The sequence below is a fragment of the Actinoallomurus sp. NPDC052274 genome, from assembly GCF_040679475.1.
Lineage (GTDB): Bacteria > Actinomycetota > Actinomycetes > Streptosporangiales > Streptosporangiaceae > Actinoallomurus > Actinoallomurus liliacearum.
Window position 1 is genome coordinate 90553 of the sequence record NZ_JBFAUT010000008.1, and the last position, 24823, is coordinate 115375.

Sequence of the window (24823 nt, forward strand, 5' to 3'; positions counted from 1 at the left end):
GCGGAAGGGGGGACGTTCCCGAGATGTAGACCACGCGGCGAGGCGGAACGCATCGGTGAAACGTGTATCGCGGACGTATCGAAAATCGCATACGCCACCGCAACGGTCTCCCGTCTTCAGTGGGGGCATGGACCACAGCGCATCAATGGTCGGCTCCTCCATCGGGAAAGGACTGTGATCATGAACCCGGATTCCGCGGGTGGTGTCGGCCGGCGGCGGCTGCTCGGGTGGGGCGGGTTGGCGGCGGCCGGCGTGGTGGCCGGCGCGTCGCTGGTGGGCGCCCAGCCCGGCCACGCCGCCCCGGCCCTGACCGAGGCCGACCAGATCCCGCCGGACACCCTGCCCGGCGGAGCCTATGACCGGTATGTGGCGAAGCTGGCCGCCGACGGGAAGTTCTCCGGCGTGGTGCTGTTGTCGCGCAGGGGCCGGACGGTGCTGTCCCGCAGCTACGGCATGGCCGACAAGGAGAAGGGGATCGCCAACCAGGAGGGCACCGCGTTCAGCCTCAGTTCGGCGGGCAAGCCGTTTCACGCGGTGGCCATCTTGCAGCTGGCGCAGCAGGGCAAGCTGAAGCTGTCGGACACGGTGGGCACCCATCTGGACGGCTTCGCCAAGGAGATCGCCGAACAGGTGACCGTCCACCACCTGTTGTCCGGCACCTCCGGGCTGGACAGCCCGGACGAGGACGTGCAACGCGTCTTCCAGAGCCGGGATGAGGTGCACGAGTACTACGAGCAGCGGGCCCGGCAGGCGAAACCGGTGGGCGTCCCAGGCGTTCCCGACACCGCCCACGCGGAGGCGGAGGTCACCATTTCCGCGCTGATCGTGGAGGCCGTGACCGGCAAGACGTACTGGGACTACGTGCAGGAGAACATCTTCGGGCGCTGCGGCATGACCGGCTCGGGGTTCTACACCAGGCCGCAGTGGCTCACCGACAAGCACATCGCCCACCCGTACATGACGCTGGCCGACGGCAGCGTGGTGGACGCCGTCCGCAACCTGGACAAGAGCAGCCCGGGCCCGACCGTTCTCGGCAAGAATCCGGGCCGCGCCTTCATCGATGCTCCCGGGGACGGTGGGTTCGCCACCGCGCCGGATCTGGTCCGGTTCGCACGCGCGCTGGGCGACGGCACGCTGCTGGACCGGCCCTGGGCCGATGTGCTCACCGCCGCCAAGATCCCCCACGGGCCCCAGTCGTTCGGCGCGTACGGGATTCCGGTCTCCATCGTCAACGGCCAGTGGATGTACCAGCGCGCCGGTGGCAACCCCGGTGTCAGCGCCAACTGGGACATCTACCCGTACACCGGCTGGGTCGGCGTCATCCTCGGCAACTGCGACGGCGTGCCGCTGCAGGAGATGATCGGGCAGGAGAGGCAGGCCATCACCGGGGCTCCGGCCGGCGGGGGGCCGGGTGGTGGTGGCTGAGCCACCGACGAGAAGACGCTCAAGGCGCTCAAGGCGCTCAAGAGCCTCGGCGAACAGCTCGATTCGTACGCGTTGCCGTACTTGAGCGCTGTACGGCATGAGAAAGGGCCACTTCCGATGATCGGAAGTGGCCCTTCATCTGGGTCGGGGTGGCGGGATTTGAACCCACGACCTCTTCGTCCCGAACGAAGCGCGCTGCCAAGCTGCGCTACACCCCGGTGGCTGCAGGTCGTCTTCAACGCCTGCGCCTCGACGAGTCTAGCGGACTTTTGGCCCTGCCCGCGCCATGGTTACCGACTCGGCCTCTGATCACTGGCGGACGCTGACCGTAGGGCGCAGTGGGTGCCAGTGATCAAGGCTCGCTTCACCTCGCCGGGACCAGCGTCAGCAGCGATGCCTCTGGGGGGCAGCAGAAGCGGACCGGGGCGTACGGGGAGGTCCCGAGGCCGGCGGAGACGTGCAGCCAGGCGTCGCCGTGCCGGTGCAGGCCCTTCACCCGGGCGCGCTCGATGCCGCAGTTGGTTACCAGGGCGCCGTACAGCGGGACGCAGAGCTGGCCGCCGTGCGTGTGGCCGGCCAGCAGCAACTGGTAGCCGTCGGCGGCGAAGCGGTCGAGGTTGCGCGGCTCGGGCGAGTGCATCACGCCGATGCTGAGCGGGCCCTTGGCGGGGCCGGCGATCTCGTCGTACCGGTCCTTGCGGATGTGGGAGTCGTTGATGCCGCCGAGCCAGATCTCGGTGTCGCCCACCTTGATCGTGCCGGTCGCGTTGTTGAGGTCGAGCCAGCCGGCGGCGGTCATGGCGGAGCCGAGCTCGCGGTACGGCAGGTCGGGGACGGTGCGCCTCTTGCCGTAGTCCTTCTGGCTGGTCCGCCAGAGGTAGCGGGCGGGGTTCTTCGGAACCGGGGAGTACATGTCGTTCGAGCCGTACACGAACACGCCCGGCCGGTCCAGCAGCGGTCCGAGCAGGTCGAGGAACGGGCCGATGGCGTCGCGGTGCGAGATCGAGTCGCCGGTGTTGACGACCAGGTCGGGCTCGAGGGAGTCGAGCGCGCTCACCCACTTGATCAGCCGGCGGCGGCCCGGCGTCAGGTGCGTGTCGGAGATGTGCAGAATCTTGATCGGCCGTTGGCCGGGTGAGAGGATCGGCACGTCGTAGCGGCGGAGGCGGAACCAGTTCCGCTCGATGACCGACGCGTAACCGATTCCGGCGACCCCGGTGCCGAGGACGCCCAGGGGGACCGCGTATCTCTTTCGCACGCTCACCATCGTGCCAGAACGACGCACCGATTATTGCCGGGCGTCCAAGCCCGTACGCAGGGCAAGATTGTCCGTATGTTGAAGGAGAAGCTGCAGGCCGATCTGTCGGCCGCGATGAAGGCACGCGACGAGGTGCGCACCCGTACCCTCCGCATGGTGCTGACGGCCGTCACCAACGAGGAGGTCGCGGGCGAGCGGGCGCGCGAGCTCTCCGACGACGAGGTCGTCAAGGTGCTGCAGCGGGAGGCCAAGAAGCGCCGTGAGGCGGCGGACGCGTTCGCCGACGCGGGCCGTACGCAGCAGGCGGAGGCGGAGCGGGCCGAGGGAGTGGTCCTGGCGGACTACCTTCCGGCCCAGCTGTCCGACGCGGAGCTGACCGAGCTGGTCGCCGCGACGATCGCGGAGATCGGCGCCGAGGGGCCGCGCGCGATGGGCCAGGTGATGAAGGCGGTCACGCCGAAGGTCGCCGGCCGGGCCGACGGCAAGCGGGTCTCGGGAGAGGTCAAGCGCCAGCTCGCGGGCTGACCGGCGCTCCGCACGACGGGAGCCCGGCAGGGAAGGTCCCGCACAACGGAAAGGTCCCGCGCACGGTTCGTGCGCGGGACCTTTCACGGTTCGGTGGTCAGTTGCCGAACGGCCAGCCGCCGTGCTTCTTACCGCCCCGCTTGCCCTTCTTGTCGGCGACCCCCGCGCCGCTGCCGTTGCTCACGAACAGCATGACGGTGGTGTCCTGGTCGACCTGGCTGCCGCCGCTCGGCGAGGTGTAGACGACGGTGTTCGCCGGCTGGCTCGAGTCGACCGCGCGCGGCGAGATCTGCACGCTGAACCCGGCGTTCTCGATCTGCTTCTTGGCCTGCTGCACCGGCATGCCCTGGACGTTGGGGATCTGCTTCTGGTCGAGCGTGCCGAAGTCCTTCACCGGCGTGTGGAATGACGAGGCCTTCGTCCCGCGCAGCGCGCCCATCATCGAGGCCCGCCAGATCGGGGCGACGTCTTTTCCGTAGACGTTGTAGTTGCGGTGCCCCCAGGGCGCCTCCGGGTCGCCGTACCAGACGGCGGCCGCCAGGTCGGGGGTGTAGCCGGCGAAGACGGCGCAGGTGAAGCTCTCACAGGTGCCGGTCTTGCCCGCGGCGGGCCGGCGGATGCCCATGCCGGCCGCGGTGCCCTTGGTGAGGACGCCCTGCAGGATGTTCGTGACCTGGTCCGCGATCTCGGCGTCGACGGCCGTGGTGCACTTGGACTTCGGCACCTTGATCTTCTTGCCGGTCGAGTCGGTCACCTCGGTGATGGCGATCGGCGTGCAGTACTGGCCGCGTGCGGCGAACCCGGCGTACGCGGCGGCGAGGTGGGTGACGTCGATCTCGTTGGTGCCCAGGACCTGGGCCGGGTTCTGCTGGAGCGGCTTGCCGTCCGAGCGCTTCATGCCGAAGTTCTGCGCCATCTTGACGGCGTCGCAGATGCCGACCGCCCTCTCCAGGTAGGCGTAGAAGGTGTTGATCGACTCCCAGGTCCCGGTCTGCAGGTTGGCGGACTTGCCCTTGGACTTCTCGGCGTTCTGGACGGGCCAGGGCTCCGAGCCGTTCCCCTTGCAGTCCCGGTAGCCCGACACCGTGGCGCTCTCGGGCGCCGGGAAGGAGGTGCCCGCGCTGATGCCCTTGTCGAGGGCGGCCGCGAGCGTGAAGATCTTGAAGGTCGATCCGGCGGAGTAGCCGAGGTTGCCGCCGTGCGCGTAGTCGGCGGCGAGGTTCAGCTGGGTCTCGCCCTTCTTGACGTTCGCGCCGTAGGTGCGGCTGACCACCATGGCCTTGATCTCACCGGTGCCGGGCTTGACCATGGCCTCGGTGGCGGTTCGGCTGTGGCTGGGGCGACGGCTGAGCGCCTGCTGCGCGGCCCTCTGCGCCTTCATGTCGATCGTCGTGCGGATCGTCAGGCCGCCGCGGTACAGCAGCTTCTCCCGGTCGTGCTCCGTCTTGCCGAACGCCGGGTTGCCAAGGATCTCGTTCTTCACGTACTGGCAGAAGAACGGCACCTTGCTGGCGACGCAGTCGGTCTTGGGCACCTTGGTGTGCAGCTTGATCGGCTGGGCAGCGGCCTGGTCGGCCTGCTGCTTGGTGATCATTTTCAGCTCGGCCATGCGGTACAGCACGGTGTTGCGACGCTCCCGGGCGTGGTCCGGGAAGATCGTCGGGTCGTAGTAGCTGGGGCTGTTGGTGATGCCGGCCAGCAGTGCCGCCTCCGGCAGGGTCAGCTCGGTGGCGTCCTTGCTGAAGTAGCGCTGGGCCGCGGCCTGCACGCCGTACGCGCCGGCGCCGAAGTAGGCGATGTTGAGGTAGCCCTGCAGGATCTGGTCCTTGGAGAGCCGCTTCTCGACGTTGACGGCGTACCGCAGCTCGCGCAGCTTCCGGCCGAACGTCGGGGCCTTCGCCTCCTCGACCTCATTGTCGGTGTCCGCGCTCTCGACCAGCAGGTTCTTCACGTACTGCTGGGTGAGCGTCGAACCACCCTGCTTGACCCCGCCCTCCTGGGCGTTGGTGACCAGCGCGCGGGCGGAACCCTTGAAGTCGAGGGGGCCGTGCTGGTAGAAGCGCGAGTCCTCGATCGCGACGACCGCCTGCCGCATGATCGGGGCGACCTGGTCGAGACGTACCGACTCGCGGTTGTGGTGGTAGAACGTCGCGATCACCTCGCCGTCCGCGGAGTACACCGTGGTGCGCTCTGGGGGCGGCTGGATGTTGAAGTCGTCCGGGAGGTTCTGGAAGCCGTCGGCGGCGTTCCGGGTCGCCATGCCCGCACTGCCGACGGCCGGCAGGGCGAGGAAGCTGATCAGGACTCCGGCCACGAGCGCCGCCCCAAGGAGGCGTAGCAGCTTGACGATGGCTGGTTCCCGGTCTGCCTTCTCATCAGTCACGCGACATAGGTTACGCGGGACTAGAGGTGCATATGGGACACCTTGCCGTGGGAGATGACTAGTTCGTTGCCTCCCTATGGCCCGTAGGGGCTATCTCAAGAATGGACCCATCGGGGGCTGTTGAAGCGGCGCGCTCTTCCGTAAGTTTCTCCCCACGGCTTTCGTATGGCGGCCTGACGTCCGCGCCCGTCCGGCCGGGGCTCGCAAACGACAACCGACCCAAGGGGAGTGGGGCCAAGATGTGGATCACGGATTGGACCGCCCGCGCCGCCTGCCGTAACGCGGATCCCGACGCGTTGTTCGTGCAGGGGGCGGCTCAGAACCGGGCCAAGCTGATCTGCCGCGGCTGCCCAGTGCGCACCGAGTGTCTCGCCGACGCTCTCGACAACCGCATCGAGTTCGGTGTCTGGGGCGGCATGACGGAGCGCGAGCGCCGTGCGCTGCTTCGTCGGCGCCCGGACGTCTCGTCGTGGCGAGAACTGTTGGAGACCGCCAAGGAGCGGTACGAGCAGTCGCAGGACCCGGACGAAGAGCTCGTCGCGAGCTGATCCGGCGGATCGCCGACCGAGTCGGCACGTCGTCGGTCGAACCGGCACGTCGCCCGACCGGTCCGGCGAGTCGATCGCCTGGCCGCCCCGGCCGGCCAGGTTCCCTCATGCAGCGCCTGAACGATCAGGCGGCCGACTCCTTCGGCGTGCCGGGCGCGCGTCGGCGTCGCCGACGCCCGCGTCGCGTAGGAGAGCGGCCCGGCGGTCAGGCCGCAGGCTCCTCCGGTTCGCCCGCGAGGTCCCTCGCGATGCACCGGAGCCCGTCGAGGTCGTGTACGTCCTCGGCCATGGCCGCGACCGTGGCCCTGGGCACGGTCGGGTGCGACGAGGTGAAGCTCTCACACAGCCGCGCCTCGCGCGCGGTCACGTGCATCCGCTCGGCGTGCAGGCGCAGCAGCGCGGCGGCGAGGGGGTGCGCGCCGCGGTCCTCCAGCATCTCCGCGGCGGCCTGGCTGCGTACGGCCGACAGGTGCGAGGCATCGGACTTGTGCACCCGGTTGAGGACCATGCCGGCCAGCGGCATCCGCTCCTCGGCGAGGCGCTCGACGAAGTAGGACGCCTCGCGCAGCGCGTCCGGCTCCGGGGCCGCGACGACGAGGAACGCCGTGCCGGGCGCCTGCAGCAGCCGGTACGTCTGCTCCGCCCGCTCCCGGAACCCGCCGAACATCGTGTCGAAGGCCAGCACGAACGTCTGGACGTCCTTCAGCAACTGCCCGCCGAGCACCTTCGTGATCGCGCTGGTGAACATGCCGAAGCCGGCGGTCACGACCTTCAGCCCGAAGCGGCCGCCCGCCTTGGCGGGGGCCATAAGAATTTTGATCAATCGGCCGTCGAGGAACCGGCCCATCCGCTCCGGCGCGTCGAGGAAGTCCAGCGCCGACCGGGACGGCGGCGTGTCGACGACGATGAGGTCCCAGGCGCCGGACCGGTGCAGTTGGCCCAGCTTCTCCATCGCCATGTACTCCTGCGTCCCCGAGAGGCTGGAGGACAGCGACTGGTAGAAGGGGTTGGCCAGGATCTGCTGCGCGCGTTCGGGCTCGGCGTGCGCCTCGACGATCTCGTCGAAGGTGCGCTTCATGTCGAGCATCATGGCGTGCAGTTCGCCGTCGACGCCCTCGACGAGACGCGGGGTGTTGTCCAGCTCGGTGAGCCCCAGCGCCTGGGCGAGCCGGCGGGCGGGGTCGACGGTCAGCACGACGACGTCGCGGCCGCGCTCGGCGGCGCGGACGCCCACGGCGGCGGCGGTCGTGGTCTTGCCCACGCCGCCCGACCCGCAGCAGACGATGATCTTCGTGTCGGGGTCGTCGATCAGGTCGTCGACGCAGAAGTCCGGCGGGGTCCTCTCGGCCACGGGGGTCACGCTGCTCCCTGCCTCCTCAGCTCGGCGGCCAGCTCGTACAGCCCGGCGAGGTCCATGCCGTCGCTCAGGTGCGGCAGCTCGTACTGCGGGACGCGCGCGTTGGCGAGGCGTGCCTTCTCGCGCTCCTGCAGGGCGGTGCGCCGCGCGTGGTCGGCGGCCTCCTCGGCGAGGGCGTCGGCGATCTCGGCGGTGCGGTCCTCGATGCCGGCCGCCTTGATCCCCATGCGGATCGCCTCGACGTCGAGCTCGTCGCGGACGGCCAGGGCCAGCTCGTCCGCGGGCAGCAGCGGCGGCCGGACCATGTTGATCATCAGGCCGCCGACGGGCAGGCCGACCTCCCGCAGCTCCGTGATCCCGTCCAGGGTCTCCTGGACCGGCATCTCCTCCAGGAGCGTGACGAAGTGCACCGCGGTCTCCGGGCTGCGGATCACCCGCATGACGGTGTCCGCGTGGTTGCGGATCGGGCCGACCTTCGCCAGCCCCGCGACCTCGGCGTTGACGTTGAGGAACCGGCCGATCCGGCCGGTCGGCGGGGCGTCCATCACCACCGCGTCGTAGCTGAACCGGCCGCTCTTGTCGCGGCGGCGCACGGCCTCACTGGCCTTGCCGGTGAGCAGCACGTCGCGCAGGCCGGGGGCGATCGTGGTGGCGAAGTCGATCAGGCCCATCTTGCCCAGCGCCTTGCCCGCCCGTTTGATGTTGTAGAACATCTCGAGGTACTCGAGCATGGCCTCTTCGGGATCGACGGCGAGCGCGTACACATCGCCGCCGTCCGGCGCCACCGCGACCTTGCGCTCTTCGTACGGCAGCGGCGGGCAGTCGAAGAGCTGGGCGATCCCCTGCCGGCCCTCCACCTCGATGAGCAGGACCTGATGGCCGCCCGCGGCCAGGGCGAGCGCCAGGGAGGCGGCCACCGTGGTCTTGCCGGTACCGCCCTTACCAGTGACGACGTGCAGCCGTACACCGTCCCAGTCGGTGTCTCTCGCGCTCACTCTTGTGAGGTTATCGTCCGTCCGGCGACGCGTTCGCAACCCCCGCAAGGTGACGTCTGCCACCTCAGGGGATCCGGCGACTAGTGTCGGACATGAGGGAATCGGCCGTCAGAAAGGTGAGCGCCGTGGCTGAAGCGGCATTCGTGCTCCTAGGCGTCATCGGTTTCGTGATCCTGCTGATCATCCTGTCGTCGATCAAGGTCGTTCAGCAGGTCGAACGCGGCGTGGTCTTCCGCCTCGGCCAGGTGCAGTCGCACTTCCGGCCGCCGGGCCTGACGCTGATCTTCCCCGTGATCGACCGGATGACGAAGGTCAACATGCAGACGGTGGCGATGGGCGTGCCCGCGCAGGAGGGCATCACCCAGGACAACGTCAGCGTCCGCGTCGACGCGGTCGTCTACTTCCGGGTGATCGACCCGGTGAAGGCGATCGTCAACGTGCAGAACTACAACTGGGCCATCTCGCAGGTGGCGCAGACGTCACTGCGTTCGGTCATCGGCCGGGCCGACATGCAGCAGCTGCTGTCCGACCGCGAGTCGATCAACGCCGAGCTCCGCCAGATCATGGACGGCATGACCGAGGCGCCCTGGGGCGTCAAGATCGAGCGGGTGGAGATCAAGGACGTCTCGCTGCCGGAGGGCATGAAGCGGTCGATGGCGCGCCAGGCCGAAGCCGAGCGGGAGCGCCGGGCCCGCATCATCACCGCTGACGGTGAGTTCCAGGCGTCCAAGCGCCTCGCCGCCGCGGCCGAGGTCATGGCGCAGGACCCCGCGTCCCTCCAGCTCCGGCTGCTGCAGACGGTGGTGGAGGTCGCCGCCGAGAAGAACAGCACGCTCGTCATGCCGTTCCCCGTGGAGCTGTTGCGCTTCTTCGACCGCGCCGCCGGCGGGGACCAGACACCGCGTGAGGGCACGCCCCGGACCGACCTCGCCGAGCGCCTCGCCAAGGCCGAGGAGGAGCTGGCCGAGGCCGGCGAGCCGGCGTCGATCGACTCCGCCAAGGAGGTGCCGCCCGTGCCCGGACTGGAGACGGGGAAGCAGCCGGGCATCGCCGCGCGACACGAGGAGCCGCCCGCCCAGCGGTAGTAGCGTTCCCCCATGAAGAAGTGGGAGTACGCGACCGTTCCACTGCTCGTGCACGCGACGAAGCAGATCCTCGATAACTGGGGCGAGGACGGGTGGGAGCTCGTCACCGTCGTCCCCGGCCCGAACCCCGAGAACCTCGTGGCCTACCTCAAGCGGGAGAAGCAGTGAGCACCCCGGAGGAGAGGGTCCGCGAGCTCGGCCTGGAGCTGCCGGACGTCGTCGCGCCGCTGGCGTCGTACGTCCCGACCGCCCGGTCCGGGAACCTCGTCTACACGTCGGGCCAGCTGCCGATCGCCGACGGCAAGCTGCTCGCGACCGGCAAGGTCGGCGCGGAGGTCACCGAGGAGGAGGCCGCCGGGCTGGCCCGTACGGCCGCGCTCAACGCGATCGCCGCCCTGAAGGCCGAGGTCGGGGAGCTGTCGCGGGTGCGGCGCATCGTCAAGGTCGTCGGCTTCGTCGCCAGCGCGCCGGACTTCTACGGCCAGCCGCAGGTGATCAACGGGGCGAGCGACCTGCTCGGCGAGGTGTTCGGCGACGCGGGCCGGCACGCCCGCAGCGCGGTGGGCGTCGCGGTGCTGCCGAAGGACGCGCCCGTCGAGGTCGAACTGATCGCCGAAGTCGAATAATGTTCGGCGGATAGAGCCTTACGGGACGCCGCGCCGGCACCCGCCGGACGGCGTCCCGGCCCGAACGAGGAGGCCCCGTTGGCGGACGTTCCCGGCCTTCGGCTGCCCGACCAATTCGCCCAGCGCGCCCGCGACATCGAGGAGGGCCGGGCGAACCCGGCCGCGCCACGGGACGCCTCCACGGTCGTCCTGCTCCGCGACGCCCCGAGCGGCGGCATCGAGGTGTACATGCTGCGCCGGGTGTCGTCGATGCCGTTCGCACCGGGCGCGTACGTCTTCCCCGGCGGTTCGGTGGACGCGCGGGACGGCGACCGTACGGTGGGCTGGGCCGGGCCGTCGCCGCAGGAGTGGGGCGCGGCGTTCGACGCCGGGGAGACCCTCGCCCGCGAGCTGGTGTGCGCGGCCGTCCGTGAGACGTTCGAGGAGTCGGGCGTGCTCCTCGCGGGGCCCACGGCGGACCTGATCGCGGGGGACATCAGCGGCGACGACTGGGAGGCGGACCGGCAGGCGCTGCTGGACCGTTCGCTGTCCCTCGCCGCGCTGCTCGACAAGCGCGGCCTCGTCCTGCGCGGCGACCTGCTGCGCCCCTGGGCGCACTGGATCACGCCCGTCATCGAGGAACGCCGCTACGACACCAGGTTCTTCGTCGCGGCGCTGCCCGCCGGCCAGCGCACCCGCGACGTCAGCACCGAGTCCGACCGGGTCACGTGGGTACGCCCGCGCGACGCCGTCGAGGCCGCCCGGCGCGGCGAGATGGCGCTGCTGCCGCCGACCATGGTCACGCTCACCGAGCTGACGGCGTACGACTCGGTCGCCGCGGTCCTCGCCGCCGACCGGGACGTACGGCCCCGGCTGCCCGAGACACGCGTGACCGGCGACGGCGTCTACCTCGTCCTGCCACCGGAGCTCGACGGCCACGTTCCCGGAGCCCGGCCATGAGCGGCATCGACGGCATGGGCACCGAGCGGGCCCGGTGCGTGCTGGCGCCGAACCCCTCGCCGATGACCCTGGACGGTACGAACACCTGGGTGCTCCGCGAGCCGGGCGCCGAGCGGTCGATCGTCGTCGATCCGGGGCCGGAACACGAGGAGCACCTGCGCCGGGTCGCCGCCCGGGCGGGACGCGTGGCCCTCGTCCTCCTCACGCACGGCCATCCGGACCACGCCGAGGGCGCGCGGCGGTTCGCCGAGCTGGCCGCCGGGAACTCCCACCCCGTCCCCGTCCGGGCGCTCGACCCGGCCCTGCGGCTGGGCGAGGAGGGCCTGGGCGAGGGCGACGTGGTGGAGCTGGACGGCCTGGAGCTGCGGGTCATGGAGACCCCGGGCCACACCCACGACTCGCTGTGCTTCTGGCTGCCGGGCGACCGGGCCGTGCTCACCGGCGACACGGTGCTCGGCTACGGCACCACGGTGGTGGACCGGCTCGGGGACTACCTCGCCTCACTGGGCCGGCTGCGGGCGATGGCCGAGGGGACGAGCGTGATCCTGCCGGGCCACGGCCCCCGGCTCGATGATCCGGTTGGCGCGCTCGACCACTACCTCGCCCACCGGCGCGAACGCCTCCAGCAGGTCGAGGCCGCGGTCGCGGCCGGCGCGCGGACGGCCCGGGACGTCGTGGAGCGGGTCTACGCCGACGTCGACCGCTCGCTGTGGCCGGCCGCCGAGTGGGCCGTCCAGGCCCAGCTCGACTACCTGGCCGAGCGCGGCGTCGGCTGACGGGACCCGCTCGGCCGGAACCCGCTCACCTGAGACCCGCTCGGCCGGAACCCGCTCAGCGCGAGCGCTTGCGGAGGCGGTCGATGTCGAGGACCTGTACGGCGCGGGCCTCGATGCGCAGCCAGCCGCGCTGGGCGAAGTCGGCGAGGGCCTTGTTCACCGTCTCCCGGGACGCGCCGACGAGCTGGGCGAGCTCCTCCTGCGTCAGGTCGTGGTGGACGTGCAGACCGCTCTCGCTCGGCTGGCCGAACCGCTCCGCGAGGTCGAGGAGGGCCTTGGCGACCCGGCCGGGCACGTCCGTGAAGACGAGGTCGGCCATGTTCTCGTTGGTCCGGCGGAGGCGCTGGGCGAGTGCGCGCAGCAGGTGGATGCTTATCTCGGGGTGGCCCTTGAGGAACGGCCACAGGTCGCTGTGGCCCACCCCGGCCAGCCGCGACTCGGTCACGGCGATGGCGCTGGCCGTACGCGGCCTGGGGTCGAACAGGGACAGCTCGCCGAACATCTCGCTGGGGCCGAGCACGCTCAGAAGGTTCTCCCGGCCGTCGGGTGCCGTCCGGGTGAGCTTGATCTTGCCCTCGAGGACGACGTAGAGCCGGTCGCCTTCCTGGTCCTCGGAGAACAGCGTCTGACCGCGTGAGAGGTGGACCTCTGACACGATGGCGCGAAGCGCCTTCGCCCCTTCCTCGTCGAGTGCTTCGAACAGTGGGGCCCGTCCCAGAACCTCCACGTCGCGGTCGTTCACGTTTCCTCCTTGCTGACGTACCACCACAGTGTGACGCACATCGCAGGATGAGTTTTGGTCGACCCCCCCGTTACTCTTGCGTTCGTGCCACGCAAACCGGAGTCGCGTCTCGCCCTCGTACGCCGGGCTCGCCGGATCAATCGAGAGCTGGCGGAAGTGTACCCGGATGCGCACTGTGAGCTTGATTTCGGTGATCCGTTCCAGCTCCTGGTTGCGACGATCTTGTCCGCGCAGACGACGGACAAGCGAGTCAACATGGCTGGACTGCGCGAGTGCTCGCTGGTGAGGCGGTCCCCTGGCCACTCGCTCAACGCGGCCTAAGGCTCATTCACCCGCAAGCGTTTGACGAACGCAGGCGCGAGCGCCCGGACCCGCGCCTCGGGAACGTCTCCCTGGAGCGCGGCGACGGCCAGGTCGACGCCTGGAGCGGACGCTCCGCCGAAGAGCCTGTAGAGACGCTCGGCACCCTCGGTCGCGGTCGCTCCGACGCGAGGATCCTCGCGTAGTGCCGCGAAGGAGACGGCTACCTCCCGGGCGTCGATGGTCATCATGAGACGGAGGACGTCACCGGCATCCTTGTTCGTCAATCGATCGGGTGATGTCGCGGCCTGGTCTCGGCGATCGTCGATCTTGTAGGCCTTGGCGACCAGTAGGGCAGCAGGTCCAGCGACGTTGACCGTAACCGTACGCGGGTCATCGGCCTCGAGGCTGCTGATCGTCATCGGCGATCGATCGACGGCCGCGACCTCGAGTCCAGAGACCCACCGCGCGCAAAGCCTGCCGTGCGGGGGTATCCGCGCACTGCGGCTGCCGCGTTTTGTCAGATTTTCGGGTACCAGAAGATCGAGTTCTACCGGAACGATCTTGTCTCCCACCTTCTCCGCACGAGCCCAGCGGCCCGGTTGGTTCTGCTGACGGAGTTCGAAGCCGGCATTCTCCAAAGCCTGCTCGATCAATGGCTCATCAGGCAAGAGGAGAGGGTCGACACTCAGGTCGCCATCGGCAGTGAATGGCGCGCTTCGCATTGCAGCGGACGGCGTGCGGAGATGGACGGCTTGAGCTCCGACGACAGTGATCGCCTCGAGGTGGCTCTCCAGGGCTTTGAGACCGTCCAAGAGAACTCGACGGGCAACGACCGTAAGTTCCTGTGGATCTACGCCATCGGGAGTGTTCGACACTTTTTCTCACATCGTCGGCTGGTCAAGGGAGGCTATGTTATTCATCATGGGCCGGATGTGCATAGCTGATTCCAGGTGCTCGCCAGAGGCGCTCGTCCTCTGCCATGGAGTGGAGGACCGCTTCGCCTTCCGCAGGCATCCGGCCGGGTCCCGACAAGCAGTCCAAGACCAGTTGGCTGAGCGCTACTTGGCGGATTCCGTCGACATCTCGGGTGCGCTCGAACACGACCTCGTCATGTGCGCGGAGAAGTAGGACGTCTGCTCCTTCGTCTACGCGCAGCAGACCGAGGTCCTCGGCGACGGCGTCCGTCGAATCAAGGTCGGCCGACACGTAGAGCATCACCTGCCCTCCGACCGCCAGTGGAGCAACGGCGCGGGCGGCGTAGGAACCGGTAAGGGCGATCCGAGATCCTCGTCCGGTCTTTTGGAGGTCACGTAGGCGCCTCATGAGATGTCCGGGGCCGTTGGGAGCTAGCATTCCGACGTACGAGTTATGCCGCAAAAGGCTCAAATGCCCGGCACGGAGTCGGAGCAGGCCGACCCAATCGACATCCACGATGACCCGGCCGTCGCGCCGAATCACGAGTTGGTCCTCGAGGGTGTCGAGCAGCCGGGATACATAAGGCAGACTGAGGCGTGCGGTGGCTGCGACTTCTTTCGCGCGATAGGGAGGAGCGACGTCCGCAAGCAGTCTGACGAGTCGGCCTGCTTTCGGGCCGGCCAAGGTCGGCTTCCCAGGGCGAGGCTGCTCCGATCGGGGAGCTCGCCTGTCTCCCTCCGTAGAGATCACGATCGCCGGCCGGGGGACACGCAAGAAGATGTTTCCGGTGAGATCCAGATAACCGATCTCGTGGTCTCGCAGGATCCCTTGACTACGTGGGGAGATCCACGGAGCCATCACCATCAGGTGGGTGTGCGGGGTCACCTGGCGAACCAGGTCCAGTTTGGGGAGTAGTTGTTGCTCTATGGCCTTTGGAGTGACCTGACTCTTCAGATCGATCAGCAACTGGGCGAACACACTGCCGCCCTCGGGATGAACCTCCACCAGGGCGTCGACTCGTCGCCCCCATGCTCCAGTCTCGTCCTGCGGGGTGGAGATCACCCTCACATCCCACGTCGACCCAAGAAGGTCACCCAGGGCTTCGACCCCTCGAGCTAGCAGGTCCCCCAGCCGCATGTCCCCGTTCACGTCCCCATCGTCTCATAGGGAATCGCTGCATTGAAGGAAAACTTGCTTGGTTCGCCAACTTTCCTCGGCGAGGCAACTTGGTGTCTCTAGGCAAGTTTGCTGTGACTGAGCGATGTACCGATCCGGGAAAGCTGGGGTCTGCGGCAAGTGATGAGACAAACAGGACGGCGGTGGACGTGGCAGCGCGCCGAGGGCGGCCCGACCTCTGCGCTATGGCCCTACGCTTGCGCCATGGCGACGAATTCGACCGGGTCGAGATCCGCCGACGGGAGGCGGCCGGAGTCGCGTCTCGCCCTCGTACGCCGGGCTCGCCGGATCAATCGAGAGCTGGCGGAAGTGTACCCGGATGCGCACTGTGAGCTTGATTTCGTTGATCCGTTCCAGCTCCTGGTTGCGACGATCTTGTCCGCGCAGACGACGGACAAGCGAGTCAACATGGTCACCCCGACCCTCTTCGCCCGCTTCCCGACCGCCGCCGACCTCGCGGCGGCCGACCGGGAAGAGGTGGAGAAGATCATCCAGTCGACGGGCTTCTTCCGGGCCAAGACCAACAGCCTGCTGAAGCTCGGCCAGGAGCTGTGCGACCGGTTCGGCGGCGAGGTGCCGCACACCCTCGAGGAGCTCGTGACGCTGCCCGGCGTGGGGCGCAAGACCGCCAACGTCGTGCTCGGCAACGCCTTCGACGTGCCGGGCATCACGGTCGACACGCACTTCGGGCGGTTGAGCAGACGGTTCGGCTGGACCACCGAGACCGACCCGGTGAAGATCGAGTACGAGGTCGGGGAGCTGATCCCGCGCAAGGACTGGACCATCCTGTCGCACCGGCTGATCTGGCACGGCCGGCGCATCTGCCACGCGCGGCGCCCGGCCTGCGGGGCGTGCCCGCTCGCCCGGCTCTGCCCGTCGTACGGCGAGGGGCCGACCGACGAGGAGACGGCGCGCAAGCTGGTGAGGCCCGGTCCGTTCTCGTGACCGGGAGGGATCAGATCGCGTGACGGGGAAGGATCAGGGGTCCGAGCCGGTTGAACATTCAATGATGTCGGTCGACCATGGAACGGACTGCCCGGAGTGGTTGCGCGGGTTCGCGGCCAAGGCACCCCGGCTGCAGGTCCCCGCGCTCCTTCGTCCGCCCGCGAACGGCGCCCGCGCCGCCGCGGTGCTCATCCTGTTCGGCGAGGGCCCCGACGGCCCGGACCTCCTGCTCCTCCAGCGCGCGGACACGCTGCGCAAGCACGCCGGGCAGCCCGCGTTCCCCGGCGGCGGCGTCGACCCCGGGGACGACGGGCCGGTCGGGGCGGCGCTGCGCGAGGCCACCGAGGAGACCGGGGTCGACCCCTCCGGCGTGGCCGTCCTGGCGACCATGCCGGAGATGTACGTCGCGCACAGCGGGTACCGCGTCACCCCGGTCGTCGCATGGTGGCGGGAGCCGTCCGCCGTGGGCCCGGCCGACCCTCGCGAGGTGGCCTCGGTCGCGCGGGTCCCGCTGTCCGAGCTGACGGACCCGGCCAACCGGCTGCGCATCCGCGGGCCCTCCGGGCACCTCGGCCCGGCCTTCCGCGTCCGGGGGATGCTCGTGTGGGGGTTCACCGCCGGGATCCTGCACGCGGTGCTCGAGGCGGGCGGCTGGGATCGTCCCTGGGACACCACGCGGGTCGAGGACCTTCCCCCCGAGGTCATCGACCTCGGGCGGCGCGAGTAGTCCTCGGTTCGTACGCCTCCGCGGCCGATCTGGTCCAGGGAGGGGACGTCCTCGGGGCCGAATGCGCTATACGGTTGACCGGTGCTGGGCGATCACGTTCTTGATCTCATCCTGCTGGTGCTCGTCGTGCTCTTTGCCATCTCGGGGTACCGGCAGGGCTTCATCGTGGGCGTCCTCAGCTTCGTCGGCTTCGTCGGCGGCGTCGTCCTCGGCATGCTGATCGCCCCGCCTCTGGTCAAGACGGTCGTCGACGGAGCGGCGCAGCAGGCGCTGCTCGCCGTGGTCATCGCCTTCCTGGCCGCGACGCTCGGGCAGCTCATCGCCTCCTCCGTCGGGTCAGCGCTGCGCAGCCGCGTGACCTGGGAGTCGGCCCGGAGCGTCGACGCCGTCGGCGGCGCCTGCGTCAGCAGCGTCGCGCTGCTCGTCGTCGCGTGGTTCATCGGCAGCGCCCTGGTGACCTCGCCGATCGTCTGGCTGCGCACCCAGGTCAAGAGCTCCCAGGTGCTGCACGGCGTCGACACGTTCATGCCGCAGCAGGCGAACACCTGGTTCTCCTCCTTCCGCGGGTTCGTGTCCAAGACGGAGTTCCCGCAGGTGTTCGGCGGGCTCGGCGGCGAGCCCATCGCCGAGGTGCCGCCGCCCGACACCAAGATCCTCAACACTCCGCAGCTGGTGGCCGCCCGCAAGAGCATCGTCAAGATCATGGGTACGGCGCACAGCTGCCAGCGCAGGATCGAGGGCACCGGCTTCGTGTACGCGCCCGGCCGCGTCATGACCAACGCGCACGTCGTCGCGGGCGTGGACTCCGGCCCGACCGTCTACACGGAGAAGGAGGGCAACTACCACGCGAAGGTCGTGCTGTACGACGACAAGCGCGACATCGCCGTCCTCGACGTGCCGGGGCTGAGCCTGCCGTCCCTGAAGTTCGACGAGGGCGCCCAGAGCCGCGACGACGCCGTGGTCGCCGGCTTCCCGAAGAACCAGCCGTTCACCGCGCGGGCGGCGCGGATCCGTGCCAAGCAGAAGGCCAAGGGCCCCGACATCTACCACTCCGGCCAGGTCACCCGCGAGATCTACGCCATCCGCGCGCTGGTCGAGCAGGGCAACTCCGGCGGCCCGCTGCTGTCCCCGTCGGGCAGGGTGTACGGCGTCGTCTTCGCCGCCGCCCTGGACAACAAGGAGACCGGGTACGCCCTCACCGCCCACGAGGTCGCGCCGGACGCCGAGGCGGGCATCAACGCGAGCGGCAGCGTCTCGACGCAGTCCTGCTCGGACTAGACCGAGGCCATCGGGGTTGACCTTCTCACCGGTGTGAAGGCCTAGCGTCGTCCTGCGAGCGATCATTCCGCACCGTTGGAGACACGCATGACCTCTCTCGTCGTTCAACACAACGGTCGCGCGGCGACCATCGAAGAACTGGCGCCGCTCGCCTTCGCGGGCTATGCCCACTTCACCGCCATGCAGGTGCGCGGGGGCCGGGTCCGGGGCCTCGATCTTCATCTGCGGCGGCTGCGGTCCGCCTCGATGGAGCTGTTCGGCCGGGCACTGCCCGACGACCGGATGCGGTCCCATCTGCGGGCGGCGCTGGAGGCGGGTCCCGCGGACCTCTCGCTGACGGCCACCGTGTACTCGTCGCCGGGAGAGTTCACCGCGGACGGCGACGAGGTGGAGCCCGAGGTCCTCGTCCGTACCGGACCGCCCGCGTCCGGACCGGCCGGACCGCTGACCCTGGCGACGGTCGAGTACGAACGAGTCCTGCCCGCCGTGAAGCACGTCGGCGAGGTGGCCAAGACCTACTTCATGCGCCAGGCCGCCCGGGAAGGCTTCGACGACGCCGCTTTCGTCGATCGCCGGGGTCGGCTCAGCGAGGGAACGATCTGGAACCTGGCCTCCTGGGACGGCGGCGCCGTGGTGTGGCCCGACGCCGAGATGCTGGTCGGGACCACGATGGGCATCGTCCGCCGGCAACTGGACCGCCTGGGCGTCCCGCAGCGCGTACAGGAGATCACGGCCGCCGACCTGCCGGCACTGGCCGGTGCCGTGGTCATGAACTCATGGACGCCGGGCGTCGCGGTCCACCGGATCGGCTCCGTGGCCGTGCCCGAGGCACCGCGCTTCTTGGACCTGCTCCACCAGGCCTACCAGGCCGAACCGCTCACCGAGTGCTGAGCTCAGGGGGCTAGGGACACGGGGCGGCGAGGCGAGGGGTCAGGTCGGCGTCCGCGACCGCGCCCAGCCCGTCGCGCTCGATGCGGTCGGCCAGCTCGCGGGCCGCCCTCGCCAGGTCGGCCCCCGCGATCCCGTGCGGTGCGGCGGCATTCGCGTACGGCGCGATGCGGTCGGCGGCGCGGCGCAGCAGCGTGCAGGCCCCTCGCGCGTTCCCGCGCCGTACGTGCGTGAATCCGACCGCCAGCTGGGCCAGCCCCTGCCACAGGGGACGCTCGGCCTCCGGCGCGGCCTTCCAGGCGGCCTCCAGCACCTCATGGGCGTGGAAGGGCCGGTCCGTGTCGAGCAGCCGCTGCGCCTCGGCGAGAGCCTCGGCCGGCTCGGCCGCGTAGTCGTCCGGAACGCGTTCCTCCCCGACCGCGTCATGCGGCAGCGGCCGACCGTACGCGTCACGGGGCCGCGCGTTGCGTGCCCGTCCCGCCTCATCCCGATCGCGCATGGTCCTATTGTCCGCTCCGGACGGCCTCAGCCGGGTCCCGGGGAGGCGGCGCGGCGGCCCGGGCGGGGTCCCGAGAGCCAGGAGAGGAGCTCGGCGTCGAAGGCCCCCGGGCGTTCCTCCTGCGGGAAGTGCCCGACGCCGTCGATCAGCCGCCACCGGTACGGCGCGTCGACGAACCGGCCCGAACCCTGCGCGCTGCGGGGCAGCACGTAGCCGTCCAGTGAGCCGTGCAGCTGAAGGGTGGGGACGCGGATGGGCGTGCGCATCCGGCGGGCGTACCGCACTCCGTCCGGGCGCAGTATCGACCGCACCGCCCAGCGGTGGTACTCCAGCGCGCAGTGCGCGACGCCGGGGATCTGGAAGGCCGAGCGGTACAGCCGCTCGCTGCCCGAGTCGGGCCATCCCGGCGCCGACCAGGAGTGCAGCACCCGGCCCACCTGGGCGGCGTCGTCCCGTACGAGCAGCCGCTCCGGTCCCATCGGCAACTGGAAGCCGAAGGTGTGCCGGGCCGCCCAGGCCTGGCCGCGCAGGTCCGTCGCCATCGCGGTACGGATGCGCAGCGGGTGCGGCGCCGACACCGTGACCAGCCGTTGCACGACGCGCGGCTGGTAGACCCCCATCGTCCAGGCGAGCAGGCCGCCCCAGTCGTGCCCGACCACGGTCGCGTTCGCCTCGCCGAGCGCCCGGATCAGGCCGGCGGCGTCCCGGGCCAGCGTGATCAGGTCGTACCCGCGCGGCGGCTTGTCGCTGCCGCCGTACCCGCGCAGATCGACGGCCGCCGCCCGGAACCCGGCCTCGGCCAGCGACACGAGCTGGCGATGCCAGGACCACCAGAACTGCGGGAATCCGTGGAGCAGCAGGACGAGCGGCCCCTCGCCGATCTCGACGACGTGGAAGCGGGTACCGCCCGCGCTCACCGACCGGTGCCGCCACGGGCCGTCGATCTGAACGACGGACTCGTCGGTCACGTACGGCCCCCCTTCGTCGGCCCCCGGCGAGCGCCGGTGGGCGTCACTCCGCCCGCACCGGCTTCTCCTCCGTGGGAGTCACTCCGCCGGCGCGGGCTTCCGCGCGGAGGGTGTCACTCCTCCAGCGCGGGCTTGTCTTCGGAGTCGCCGCCCCGGCGGAGCATGGCGAAGTCCTCCATGACCGACTGCCGGGATCGCTTGGCGCCGCTCATCTTCTTCATCCGCCACAGGCCGATGAGGATCAGCACGGCCGCCAGCAGGACGTAGACCCCGGCGACGATGAGGAACGCGGCCCAGTTCCAGATGCCGAGCGCGACCAGACCGTACGCGAGGGCGATCGACAACAGGATGACGACGACGCCGCCGATCACGCCGGCGACGGCGAACAGGGTGCTACCGAGAGCGGCCTTCTTCGCGTCGCCCTTCAGCTCCAGCTTGGCGAGCTCGAGCTCCGACTTCACGAGGCGGGAGACGCTGCCCGTGGCGATGGCGACCAGCTCGCCGAGTGATTTGTCGTCATACTGGCCGTTCGGCCGTACCTCGGTCATGTTTCTCCTCTCAGTGCAGGTCGCCACTCTCCCGGATCGGGCAGGATCCGAATAGGCCGAATCGCCGATGAGGAGTGAACCGGCGAAGCCCGGCGAAAGAACGGCTTATCGGCACGCGACTGTCCGAGATTACCGGTGGCGGGTTCCGTCGCCTCCGGCGGCGGGCCGGTACCGCCGCGAACGGGTGAGCGCGGCCCCGGAGGCCGCGCTCACCCGTTCGCCGCCGTTACTCGTCGCTCGACGCGGCCGGCATCTTGTCCTTGATGAGGTCCATCACCGTGCTGTCCGTCAGCGTGGTGACGTCCCCGAGCGAGCGGTTCTCCGCGACGTCACGGAGCAGCCGCCGCATGATCTTTCCGGACCGGGTCTTCGGCAGCTCCGGCACGATCATGATCTGCCGGGGCTTGGCGATCGGGCCGAGGTGCTTGGCGACGTGGTCGCGCAGCTCAGCGACCAGCGCCTCGCCGTCGTCGGCGACCTCCCCGCGCAGGATGACGAACGCGACGATGGCCTGCCCGGTGACCGGGTCCGTGGAGCCCACCACGGCCGCCTCGGCGACCTTCGGGTTCGACACCAGCGCCGACTCGACCTCGGTGGTCGAGATGTTGTGACCGGAGACCAGCATGACGTCGTCGACCCGGCCGAGCAGCCAGAAGTCGCCGTCGTCGTCCTTCTTCGCGCCGTCGCCGGCGAAGTACAGCCCGTCAAAGCGCGACCAGTAGGTCTTGATGAACCGCTCGTCGTCGCCCCAGATTGTGCGCAGCATCGACGGCCACGGCTCCTTGACGACGAGGAAGCCGCCGCCGCCGTTCGGCACCGGCTTGCCCTGGTCGTCGACGACGTCGGCCTCGATGCCGGGCAGCGGCCGCATCGCCGCGCCGGGCTTGCCGTGCGTGACGCCCGGCAGCGGGCTGACCATGATCGAGCCGGTCTCGGTCTGCCACCAGGTGTCGACCACCGGCGTACGGTCGGCGCCGATGTTCTTGCGGTACCAGACGTACGCCTCCGGGTTGATCGGCTCACCGACCGAGCCCAGCAGCCGCAGCGACGACAGGTCGTGCTGGGCGGGGATGTCCTCGCCCCACTTCATGAACGTGCGGATCGCGGTCGGCGCGCAGTACAGGATCGAGACCTTGTACTTGGCGACCAGTTCCCACCAGCGGCCCTTGTGCGGGGTGTCGGGGGTGCCCTCGTACATGACGCTGGTCGCGCCGTTGGACAGCGGCCCGTACACGATGTACGAGTGGCCGGTCACCCAGCCGATGTCGGCCGCGGTCCAGTAGACGTCCGTCTCCGGCTTGAGGTCGAACACCGCGTGGTGCGTCCAGGACACCTGCGTGAGGTACCCGCCGGTGGTGTGCAGGATGCCCTTGGGCTTGGCGGTGGTGCCCGAGGTGTACATGACGTACAGCGGGTGCTCCGCGTCGTGCGCCTCCGGCTCGTGCTCCTCGCTCTGCCGGTCGACGAGGTCGTGCCACCAGATGTCGCGGCCCTCGGTCCAGGCGACGTCCTGGTTCGTACGGCGGACGACGAGGACGTTGCGCACGTGGTCGACGCCCGCGACGGCCTCGTCGACGTTCGGCTTGAGCGCGCTCGGCGCGCCCCGGCGGTAGCCGCCGTCCGCGGTGATGACGACGTGCGCGTCACAGTCCTCGATACGCCCGCGCAGCGCGTCGGCGGAGAAGCCGCCGAAGACGACCGTGTGCGGCGCGCCGATGCGGGCGCAGGCCAGCATCGCGAACACCGTCTCCGGGATCATCGGCATGTAGATCGCGACGCGGTCGCCCTTCTGGACGCCGAGCTCGAGCAGGGCGTTCGCGGCCTTGGAGACCTCGCGCTTGAGGTCGGCGTACGTGATCGTGCGGGTGTCGCCGGGCTCGCCCTCCCAGTGGTACGCGACGCGGTCGCCGTTGCCCGCCTCGACGTGCCGGTCGACGCAGTTGTACGCGGCGTTCAGCTTGCCCCCGACGAACCACTTGGCGAACGGCGGGTTCGACCAGTCGAGGACGGTGTCCCACTCGGCGGTCCAGTGCAGGCGTTTGGCCTGCTTCTCCCAGAACGCCAGCCGGTCCGCCGCCGCCTCCTCGTACGCCGCCGAGGTGACGTTGGCCGCCGCGGCCAGCTCTTCCGGGGGAGCGAACCGCCGACTCTCCTGGAGAAGATTGGAGAGGGTCTCGTGTGGGGTTTCCTGCGTCACGGCGCGTCTCCTTCGGGTGGGGAGGTCAGGACGGTCCAAGCCAACTTCAGCAGCTTCGCATGTGTCGTTACAAGGGGTGCTCGCGGCATAGGGTCATGCGGTGGCGCCGTTCCCGTCACCGGTGGGGACCCGCGCCGCGACCACCCGCGCCGTGGCGTGTTCGGCCACCGACATCCCGAGGAGGAAGCGGCGTTCGCGGACCGGCCCGCGCCGGGACGGCGACCGAACGCCGCGCGTTCGAATGAGCGACCCATTTGCCAACGTCGCAGGCCTGCCGGAGGTTCCCGAGGCCGTCGCCCGGGCCCGGGATGCCGTCGACCGGTTGCTCGGCCACCGGATCCTGCGGCGGCGCAGCGCCGAGGTGTCCGCCGAGTCGGCGCTGCGCGGCGCCCGCGCGTCGGCGGCCCTGGAGGGGGTCGCGGTCCCGCTGGAGGAGGTACGCGGCGGCCTGACGAACGACCCGGTCGTGCAGGGCGCCCTGCGCGTGTCGGCCGAGCTCGGCGCGCTCGCGGACACCTGGCACAAGGCGCCGCGCCAGGCGCTCGCCCGGCTCCACGTGCTGGCGGCCGCGGACGCCGTCGACCCCGACGCGCTCGGCCGGCCCCGTCCGGGCGACGAGGCGACCGACCCGCTGGAACTCGGCACGCCCCTGCCGCCCGCGGACGTCGCCGCGCGGCTCGACGTGCTCAGCGACCTGCTGACCATCACGACGGAGGCGCCGGCGATCGTCATCGCCGCGATCGTGCACGGGGAGCTGCTCGCCCTGCGGCCGTTCGGGTGGGGCGACGGCATCGTGGCCCGCGCGGCCGCGCGGCTGACCCTCGTCGACCGGGGCCTCGATCCGAAGTCGCTGACCGCCCCGGAGGTCGGACATCTCGAACTGCGGGCCGCGTACGGCGACGCGCTGCGCGGCTACGTGACCGGCACCCCGGAGGGCGTGGGGCGATGGGTGAGCCATTGCGCCGAGGCCGTCGAACTCGGCGCGCGCGAGGCGCTCGCGGTCTGTGAGGCGTTCATGCGCGGCTGACCGCGCCGAACACGCGGGTGGAAGGTGCCGAACGCGCGAGTGGACAGCGGCGAACGCGCGAGTGGACAGCGGCGGACGCGACGGGTCACCCGGTGGGCGAGTCGCCTGTAGGGGATCGCGGGCGCGGAGAACGCGCTCCCGGTAAAGCGCGCATGGATCTCAGAAGATCACTTCATCAGTGCCGATTTCGGCCGATCCAAAACAGGTGGCTGCCTGCGACAAAGCGAACGGCGTTCCCGGAGGAACGCCGTCGCCGACACGTCACACCGGGTTACCAAGCGTGCACCTCAAAATCGTCGGATCGGGTCAAGCCCGTCTCGACGCGCCTCCCGCGGCTGGTCGCGCGTGGGTGCCCGGCTGCCGTGCTCGGACACTTGGTCCGTGCATTCTGTCTACGCCGAATCAGCGCAGATCGCAAGCCCCTTGGCCGGGTTGGCGGAGGTCCAGCGGAGGATCTTCGTCCGAAAGAAGGGCGGCGGCCCGAGCAAGCGATCGACCGTGAAGAGAGCGGTTTCGCCGAGATGATCGGAATGGCCGGGCTCGGCAGGCTGATCACATAGTGTGATCTACCTCTGAATCAATCAACCATGGCTCAGAGGAGAACGATCTCGCTTCCTTCCGCTACGCTGCAGACGCTTAGGACAGGCGTTCTCGCCGCACCCCCCGCGTGGCAAACGCCCGAATACTCCCGTT

Annotated in this window: 24 protein-coding genes, 1 tRNA gene and 1 pseudogene; 14 read left to right on the forward strand and 12 right to left on the reverse strand. The window is 69.9% G+C overall.

Features of this window, described 5'->3' with window-relative positions:
- The first annotated feature begins 180 nt into the window (after positions 1–180).
- Entirely contained in the window at positions 181–1425 is a 1245-nt protein-coding gene (locus tag AB0K82_RS09740) for a serine hydrolase domain-containing protein (protein WP_364394825.1), read from the forward strand.
- Positions 1426–1569: 144 nt separating this feature from the next.
- On the opposite strand, the gene AB0K82_RS09745 is transcribed toward AB0K82_RS09740, so the two are convergent.
- Together AB0K82_RS09745 and AB0K82_RS09750 are read right to left on the reverse strand one after the other, a co-directional pair.
- A tRNA-Pro gene (locus AB0K82_RS09745) sits at positions 1570–1643 on the reverse strand.
- A gap of 146 nt (positions 1644–1789) precedes the next feature.
- On the reverse strand, positions 1790–2692 hold the full coding sequence (locus AB0K82_RS09750; RefSeq protein ID WP_364394827.1) for a metallophosphoesterase: 903 nt from the start codon (positions 2690–2692) through the stop codon (positions 1790–1792).
- A gap of 66 nt (positions 2693–2758) precedes the next feature.
- Between AB0K82_RS09750 and AB0K82_RS09755 the strand changes: the two genes are divergently transcribed.
- Positions 2759–3208, forward strand: a complete 450-nt coding sequence (locus tag AB0K82_RS09755; protein WP_364394829.1) for a GatB/YqeY domain-containing protein — start codon at positions 2759–2761, stop codon at positions 3206–3208.
- Between the two features lie 97 nt (positions 3209–3305).
- On the opposite strand, the gene AB0K82_RS09760 is transcribed toward AB0K82_RS09755, so the two are convergent.
- A complete protein-coding gene (locus AB0K82_RS09760; RefSeq protein ID WP_364394831.1) occupies positions 3306–5591 on the reverse strand; it encodes a transglycosylase domain-containing protein in 2286 nt (761 codons plus the stop codon).
- A 239-nt stretch (positions 5592–5830) separates the two neighbouring features.
- Here AB0K82_RS09760 and AB0K82_RS09765 point away from each other — a divergent pair, with 239 nt between their 5' ends.
- Positions 5831–6139, forward strand: a complete 309-nt coding sequence (locus AB0K82_RS09765) for a WhiB family transcriptional regulator (RefSeq protein WP_364394833.1) — start codon at positions 5831–5833, stop codon at positions 6137–6139.
- Positions 6140–6344: 205 nt separating this feature from the next.
- On the opposite strand, the gene AB0K82_RS09770 is transcribed toward AB0K82_RS09765, so the two are convergent.
- Together AB0K82_RS09770 and AB0K82_RS09775 are read right to left on the reverse strand one after the other, a co-directional pair.
- On the reverse strand, positions 6345–7490 hold the full coding sequence (locus AB0K82_RS09770; protein ID WP_364394835.1) for an ArsA family ATPase: 1146 nt from the start codon (positions 7488–7490) through the stop codon (positions 6345–6347).
- A 5-nt stretch (positions 7491–7495) separates the two neighbouring features.
- Entirely contained in the window at positions 7496–8491 is a 996-nt protein-coding gene (locus AB0K82_RS09775; protein WP_364394837.1) for an ArsA-related P-loop ATPase, read from the reverse strand.
- Between the two features lie 125 nt (positions 8492–8616).
- Between AB0K82_RS09775 and AB0K82_RS09780 the strand changes: the two genes are divergently transcribed.
- The 5 genes from AB0K82_RS09780 (at position 8617) to AB0K82_RS09800 (ending at position 11917) form a co-directional block, all read left to right on the forward strand.
- Positions 8617–9576, forward strand: coding sequence for a slipin family protein (locus tag AB0K82_RS09780; RefSeq protein WP_364394839.1), 960 nt, complete (start codon positions 8617–8619; stop codon positions 9574–9576).
- Positions 9577–9588: 12 nt separating this feature from the next.
- The gene (locus AB0K82_RS09785) at positions 9589–9744 is read left to right on the forward strand and encodes a DUF4177 domain-containing protein (RefSeq protein WP_364394841.1); all 156 of its coding nucleotides are present in this window, start codon (positions 9589–9591) and stop codon (positions 9742–9744) included.
- Positions 9741–10202 (forward strand): RidA family protein, encoded by a 462-nt coding sequence (locus tag AB0K82_RS09790; RefSeq protein WP_345366009.1) that lies wholly within the window; start codon positions 9741–9743, stop codon positions 10200–10202. The genes AB0K82_RS09785 and AB0K82_RS09790 overlap by 4 nt, the downstream gene beginning before the upstream one ends.
- 78 nt (positions 10203–10280) lie before the next feature.
- Positions 10281–11141 carry an NUDIX hydrolase gene (locus AB0K82_RS09795; protein WP_364394843.1) on the forward strand — a complete coding sequence of 287 codons (861 nt, stop codon included), beginning with the start codon at positions 10281–10283 and terminating at the stop codon, positions 11139–11141.
- Complete coding sequence (locus AB0K82_RS09800) at positions 11138–11917, forward strand: MBL fold metallo-hydrolase (protein WP_364394845.1); 780 nt, start codon at positions 11138–11140, stop codon at positions 11915–11917. Before AB0K82_RS09795 ends, AB0K82_RS09800 begins: the two co-directional genes overlap by 4 nt.
- A gap of 55 nt (positions 11918–11972) precedes the next feature.
- On the opposite strand, the gene AB0K82_RS09805 is transcribed toward AB0K82_RS09800, so the two are convergent.
- Positions 11973–12659, reverse strand: a complete 687-nt coding sequence (locus tag AB0K82_RS09805; RefSeq protein ID WP_364394847.1) for a Crp/Fnr family transcriptional regulator — start codon at positions 12657–12659, stop codon at positions 11973–11975.
- 54 nt (positions 12660–12713) lie between these two features.
- Between AB0K82_RS09805 and AB0K82_RS09810 the strand changes: the two are divergent.
- Positions 12714–12914: pseudogene (locus AB0K82_RS09810) on the forward strand (hypothetical protein); the annotation flags it as partial.
- Between the two features lie 62 nt (positions 12915–12976).
- On the opposite strand, the gene AB0K82_RS09815 reads toward AB0K82_RS09810, so the two are convergent.
- Both AB0K82_RS09815 and AB0K82_RS09820 read right to left on the reverse strand, forming a co-directional pair.
- Positions 12977–13837, reverse strand: a complete 861-nt coding sequence (locus AB0K82_RS09815; protein ID WP_364394849.1) for a hypothetical protein — start codon at positions 13835–13837, stop codon at positions 12977–12979.
- A gap of 37 nt (positions 13838–13874) precedes the next feature.
- Entirely contained in the window at positions 13875–14939 is a 1065-nt protein-coding gene (locus tag AB0K82_RS09820; RefSeq protein ID WP_364394851.1) for a hypothetical protein, read from the reverse strand.
- A 318-nt stretch (positions 14940–15257) separates the two neighbouring features.
- On the opposite strand from AB0K82_RS09820, the gene nth reads away from it, so the two are divergent.
- The 4 genes from nth to AB0K82_RS09840 all read left to right on the forward strand — a co-directional run bounded on the left by nth (position 15258) and on the right by AB0K82_RS09840 (position 18894).
- Complete coding sequence (nth, locus tag AB0K82_RS09825; protein WP_364394853.1) at positions 15258–15998, forward strand: endonuclease III; 741 nt, start codon at positions 15258–15260, stop codon at positions 15996–15998.
- A 64-nt stretch (positions 15999–16062) separates the two neighbouring features.
- Positions 16063–16725, forward strand: coding sequence for a CoA pyrophosphatase (locus AB0K82_RS09830; RefSeq protein ID WP_364394855.1), 663 nt, complete (start codon positions 16063–16065; stop codon positions 16723–16725).
- An 84-nt stretch (positions 16726–16809) separates the two neighbouring features.
- Positions 16810–18003 (forward strand): MarP family serine protease, encoded by a 1194-nt coding sequence (locus AB0K82_RS09835; RefSeq protein WP_364395050.1) that lies wholly within the window; start codon positions 16810–16812, stop codon positions 18001–18003.
- Positions 18004–18090: 87 nt separating this feature from the next.
- The gene (locus tag AB0K82_RS09840) at positions 18091–18894 is read left to right on the forward strand and encodes an aminotransferase class IV family protein (RefSeq protein ID WP_364394857.1); all 804 of its coding nucleotides are present in this window, start codon (positions 18091–18093) and stop codon (positions 18892–18894) included.
- Between the two features lie 10 nt (positions 18895–18904).
- On the opposite strand, the gene AB0K82_RS09845 is transcribed toward AB0K82_RS09840, so the two are convergent.
- From AB0K82_RS09845 to acs, 4 genes are all read right to left on the reverse strand, one after another.
- Positions 18905–19390 carry a DUF309 domain-containing protein gene (locus AB0K82_RS09845; RefSeq protein WP_364394859.1) on the reverse strand — a complete coding sequence of 162 codons (486 nt, stop codon included), beginning with the start codon at positions 19388–19390 and terminating at the stop codon, positions 18905–18907.
- Between the two features lie 26 nt (positions 19391–19416).
- On the reverse strand, positions 19417–20358 hold the full coding sequence (locus tag AB0K82_RS09850) for an alpha/beta hydrolase (protein WP_364394861.1): 942 nt from the start codon (positions 20356–20358) through the stop codon (positions 19417–19419).
- Positions 20359–20471: 113 nt separating this feature from the next.
- Positions 20472–20906 (reverse strand): phage holin family protein, encoded by a 435-nt coding sequence (locus tag AB0K82_RS09855; RefSeq protein ID WP_364394863.1) that lies wholly within the window; start codon positions 20904–20906, stop codon positions 20472–20474.
- 226 nt (positions 20907–21132) lie between these two features.
- Complete coding sequence (gene acs, locus AB0K82_RS09860) at positions 21133–23103, reverse strand: acetate--CoA ligase (protein WP_364394865.1); 1971 nt, start codon at positions 23101–23103, stop codon at positions 21133–21135.
- Positions 23104–23344: 241 nt separating this feature from the next.
- Here acs and AB0K82_RS09865 point away from each other — a divergent pair, with 241 nt between their 5' ends.
- Positions 23345–24130: an oxidoreductase gene (locus tag AB0K82_RS09865; protein ID WP_364394867.1), complete on the forward strand. Its 786-nt coding sequence runs from the start codon at positions 23345–23347 to the stop codon at positions 24128–24130.
- Positions 24131–24823 lie beyond the last annotated feature (693 nt).

What these genes read in the sequence shown, in the direction of transcription:
- AB0K82_RS09740 (WP_364394825.1), top strand. Translation starts at nt 181, where the DNA reads ATGAACCCGGATTCCGCGGGTGGTGTCGGCCGGCGGCGGCTGCTCGGG.
- AB0K82_RS09750 (WP_364394827.1), bottom strand. Translation starts at nt 2,692, where the DNA reads ATGGTGAGCGTGCGAAAGAGATACGCGGTCCCCCTGGGCGTCCTCGGC.
- AB0K82_RS09755 (WP_364394829.1), top strand. Translation starts at nt 2,759, where the DNA reads ATGTTGAAGGAGAAGCTGCAGGCCGATCTGTCGGCCGCGATGAAGGCA.
- AB0K82_RS09765 (WP_364394833.1), top strand. Translation starts at nt 5,831, where the DNA reads ATGTGGATCACGGATTGGACCGCCCGCGCCGCCTGCCGTAACGCGGAT.
- AB0K82_RS09785 (WP_364394841.1), top strand. Translation starts at nt 9,589, where the DNA reads ATGAAGAAGTGGGAGTACGCGACCGTTCCACTGCTCGTGCACGCGACG.
- AB0K82_RS09800 (WP_364394845.1), top strand. Translation starts at nt 11,138, where the DNA reads ATGAGCGGCATCGACGGCATGGGCACCGAGCGGGCCCGGTGCGTGCTG.
- nth (WP_364394853.1), top strand. Translation starts at nt 15,258, where the DNA reads ATGGCGACGAATTCGACCGGGTCGAGATCCGCCGACGGGAGGCGGCCG.
- AB0K82_RS09830 (WP_364394855.1), top strand. Translation starts at nt 16,063, where the DNA reads ATGTCGGTCGACCATGGAACGGACTGCCCGGAGTGGTTGCGCGGGTTC.
- AB0K82_RS09840 (WP_364394857.1), top strand. Translation starts at nt 18,091, where the DNA reads ATGACCTCTCTCGTCGTTCAACACAACGGTCGCGCGGCGACCATCGAA.
- AB0K82_RS09845 (WP_364394859.1), bottom strand. Translation starts at nt 19,390, where the DNA reads ATGCGCGATCGGGATGAGGCGGGACGGGCACGCAACGCGCGGCCCCGT.
- AB0K82_RS09855 (WP_364394863.1), bottom strand. Translation starts at nt 20,906, where the DNA reads ATGACCGAGGTACGGCCGAACGGCCAGTATGACGACAAATCACTCGGC.
- AB0K82_RS09865 (WP_364394867.1), top strand. Translation starts at nt 23,345, where the DNA reads ATGAGCGACCCATTTGCCAACGTCGCAGGCCTGCCGGAGGTTCCCGAG.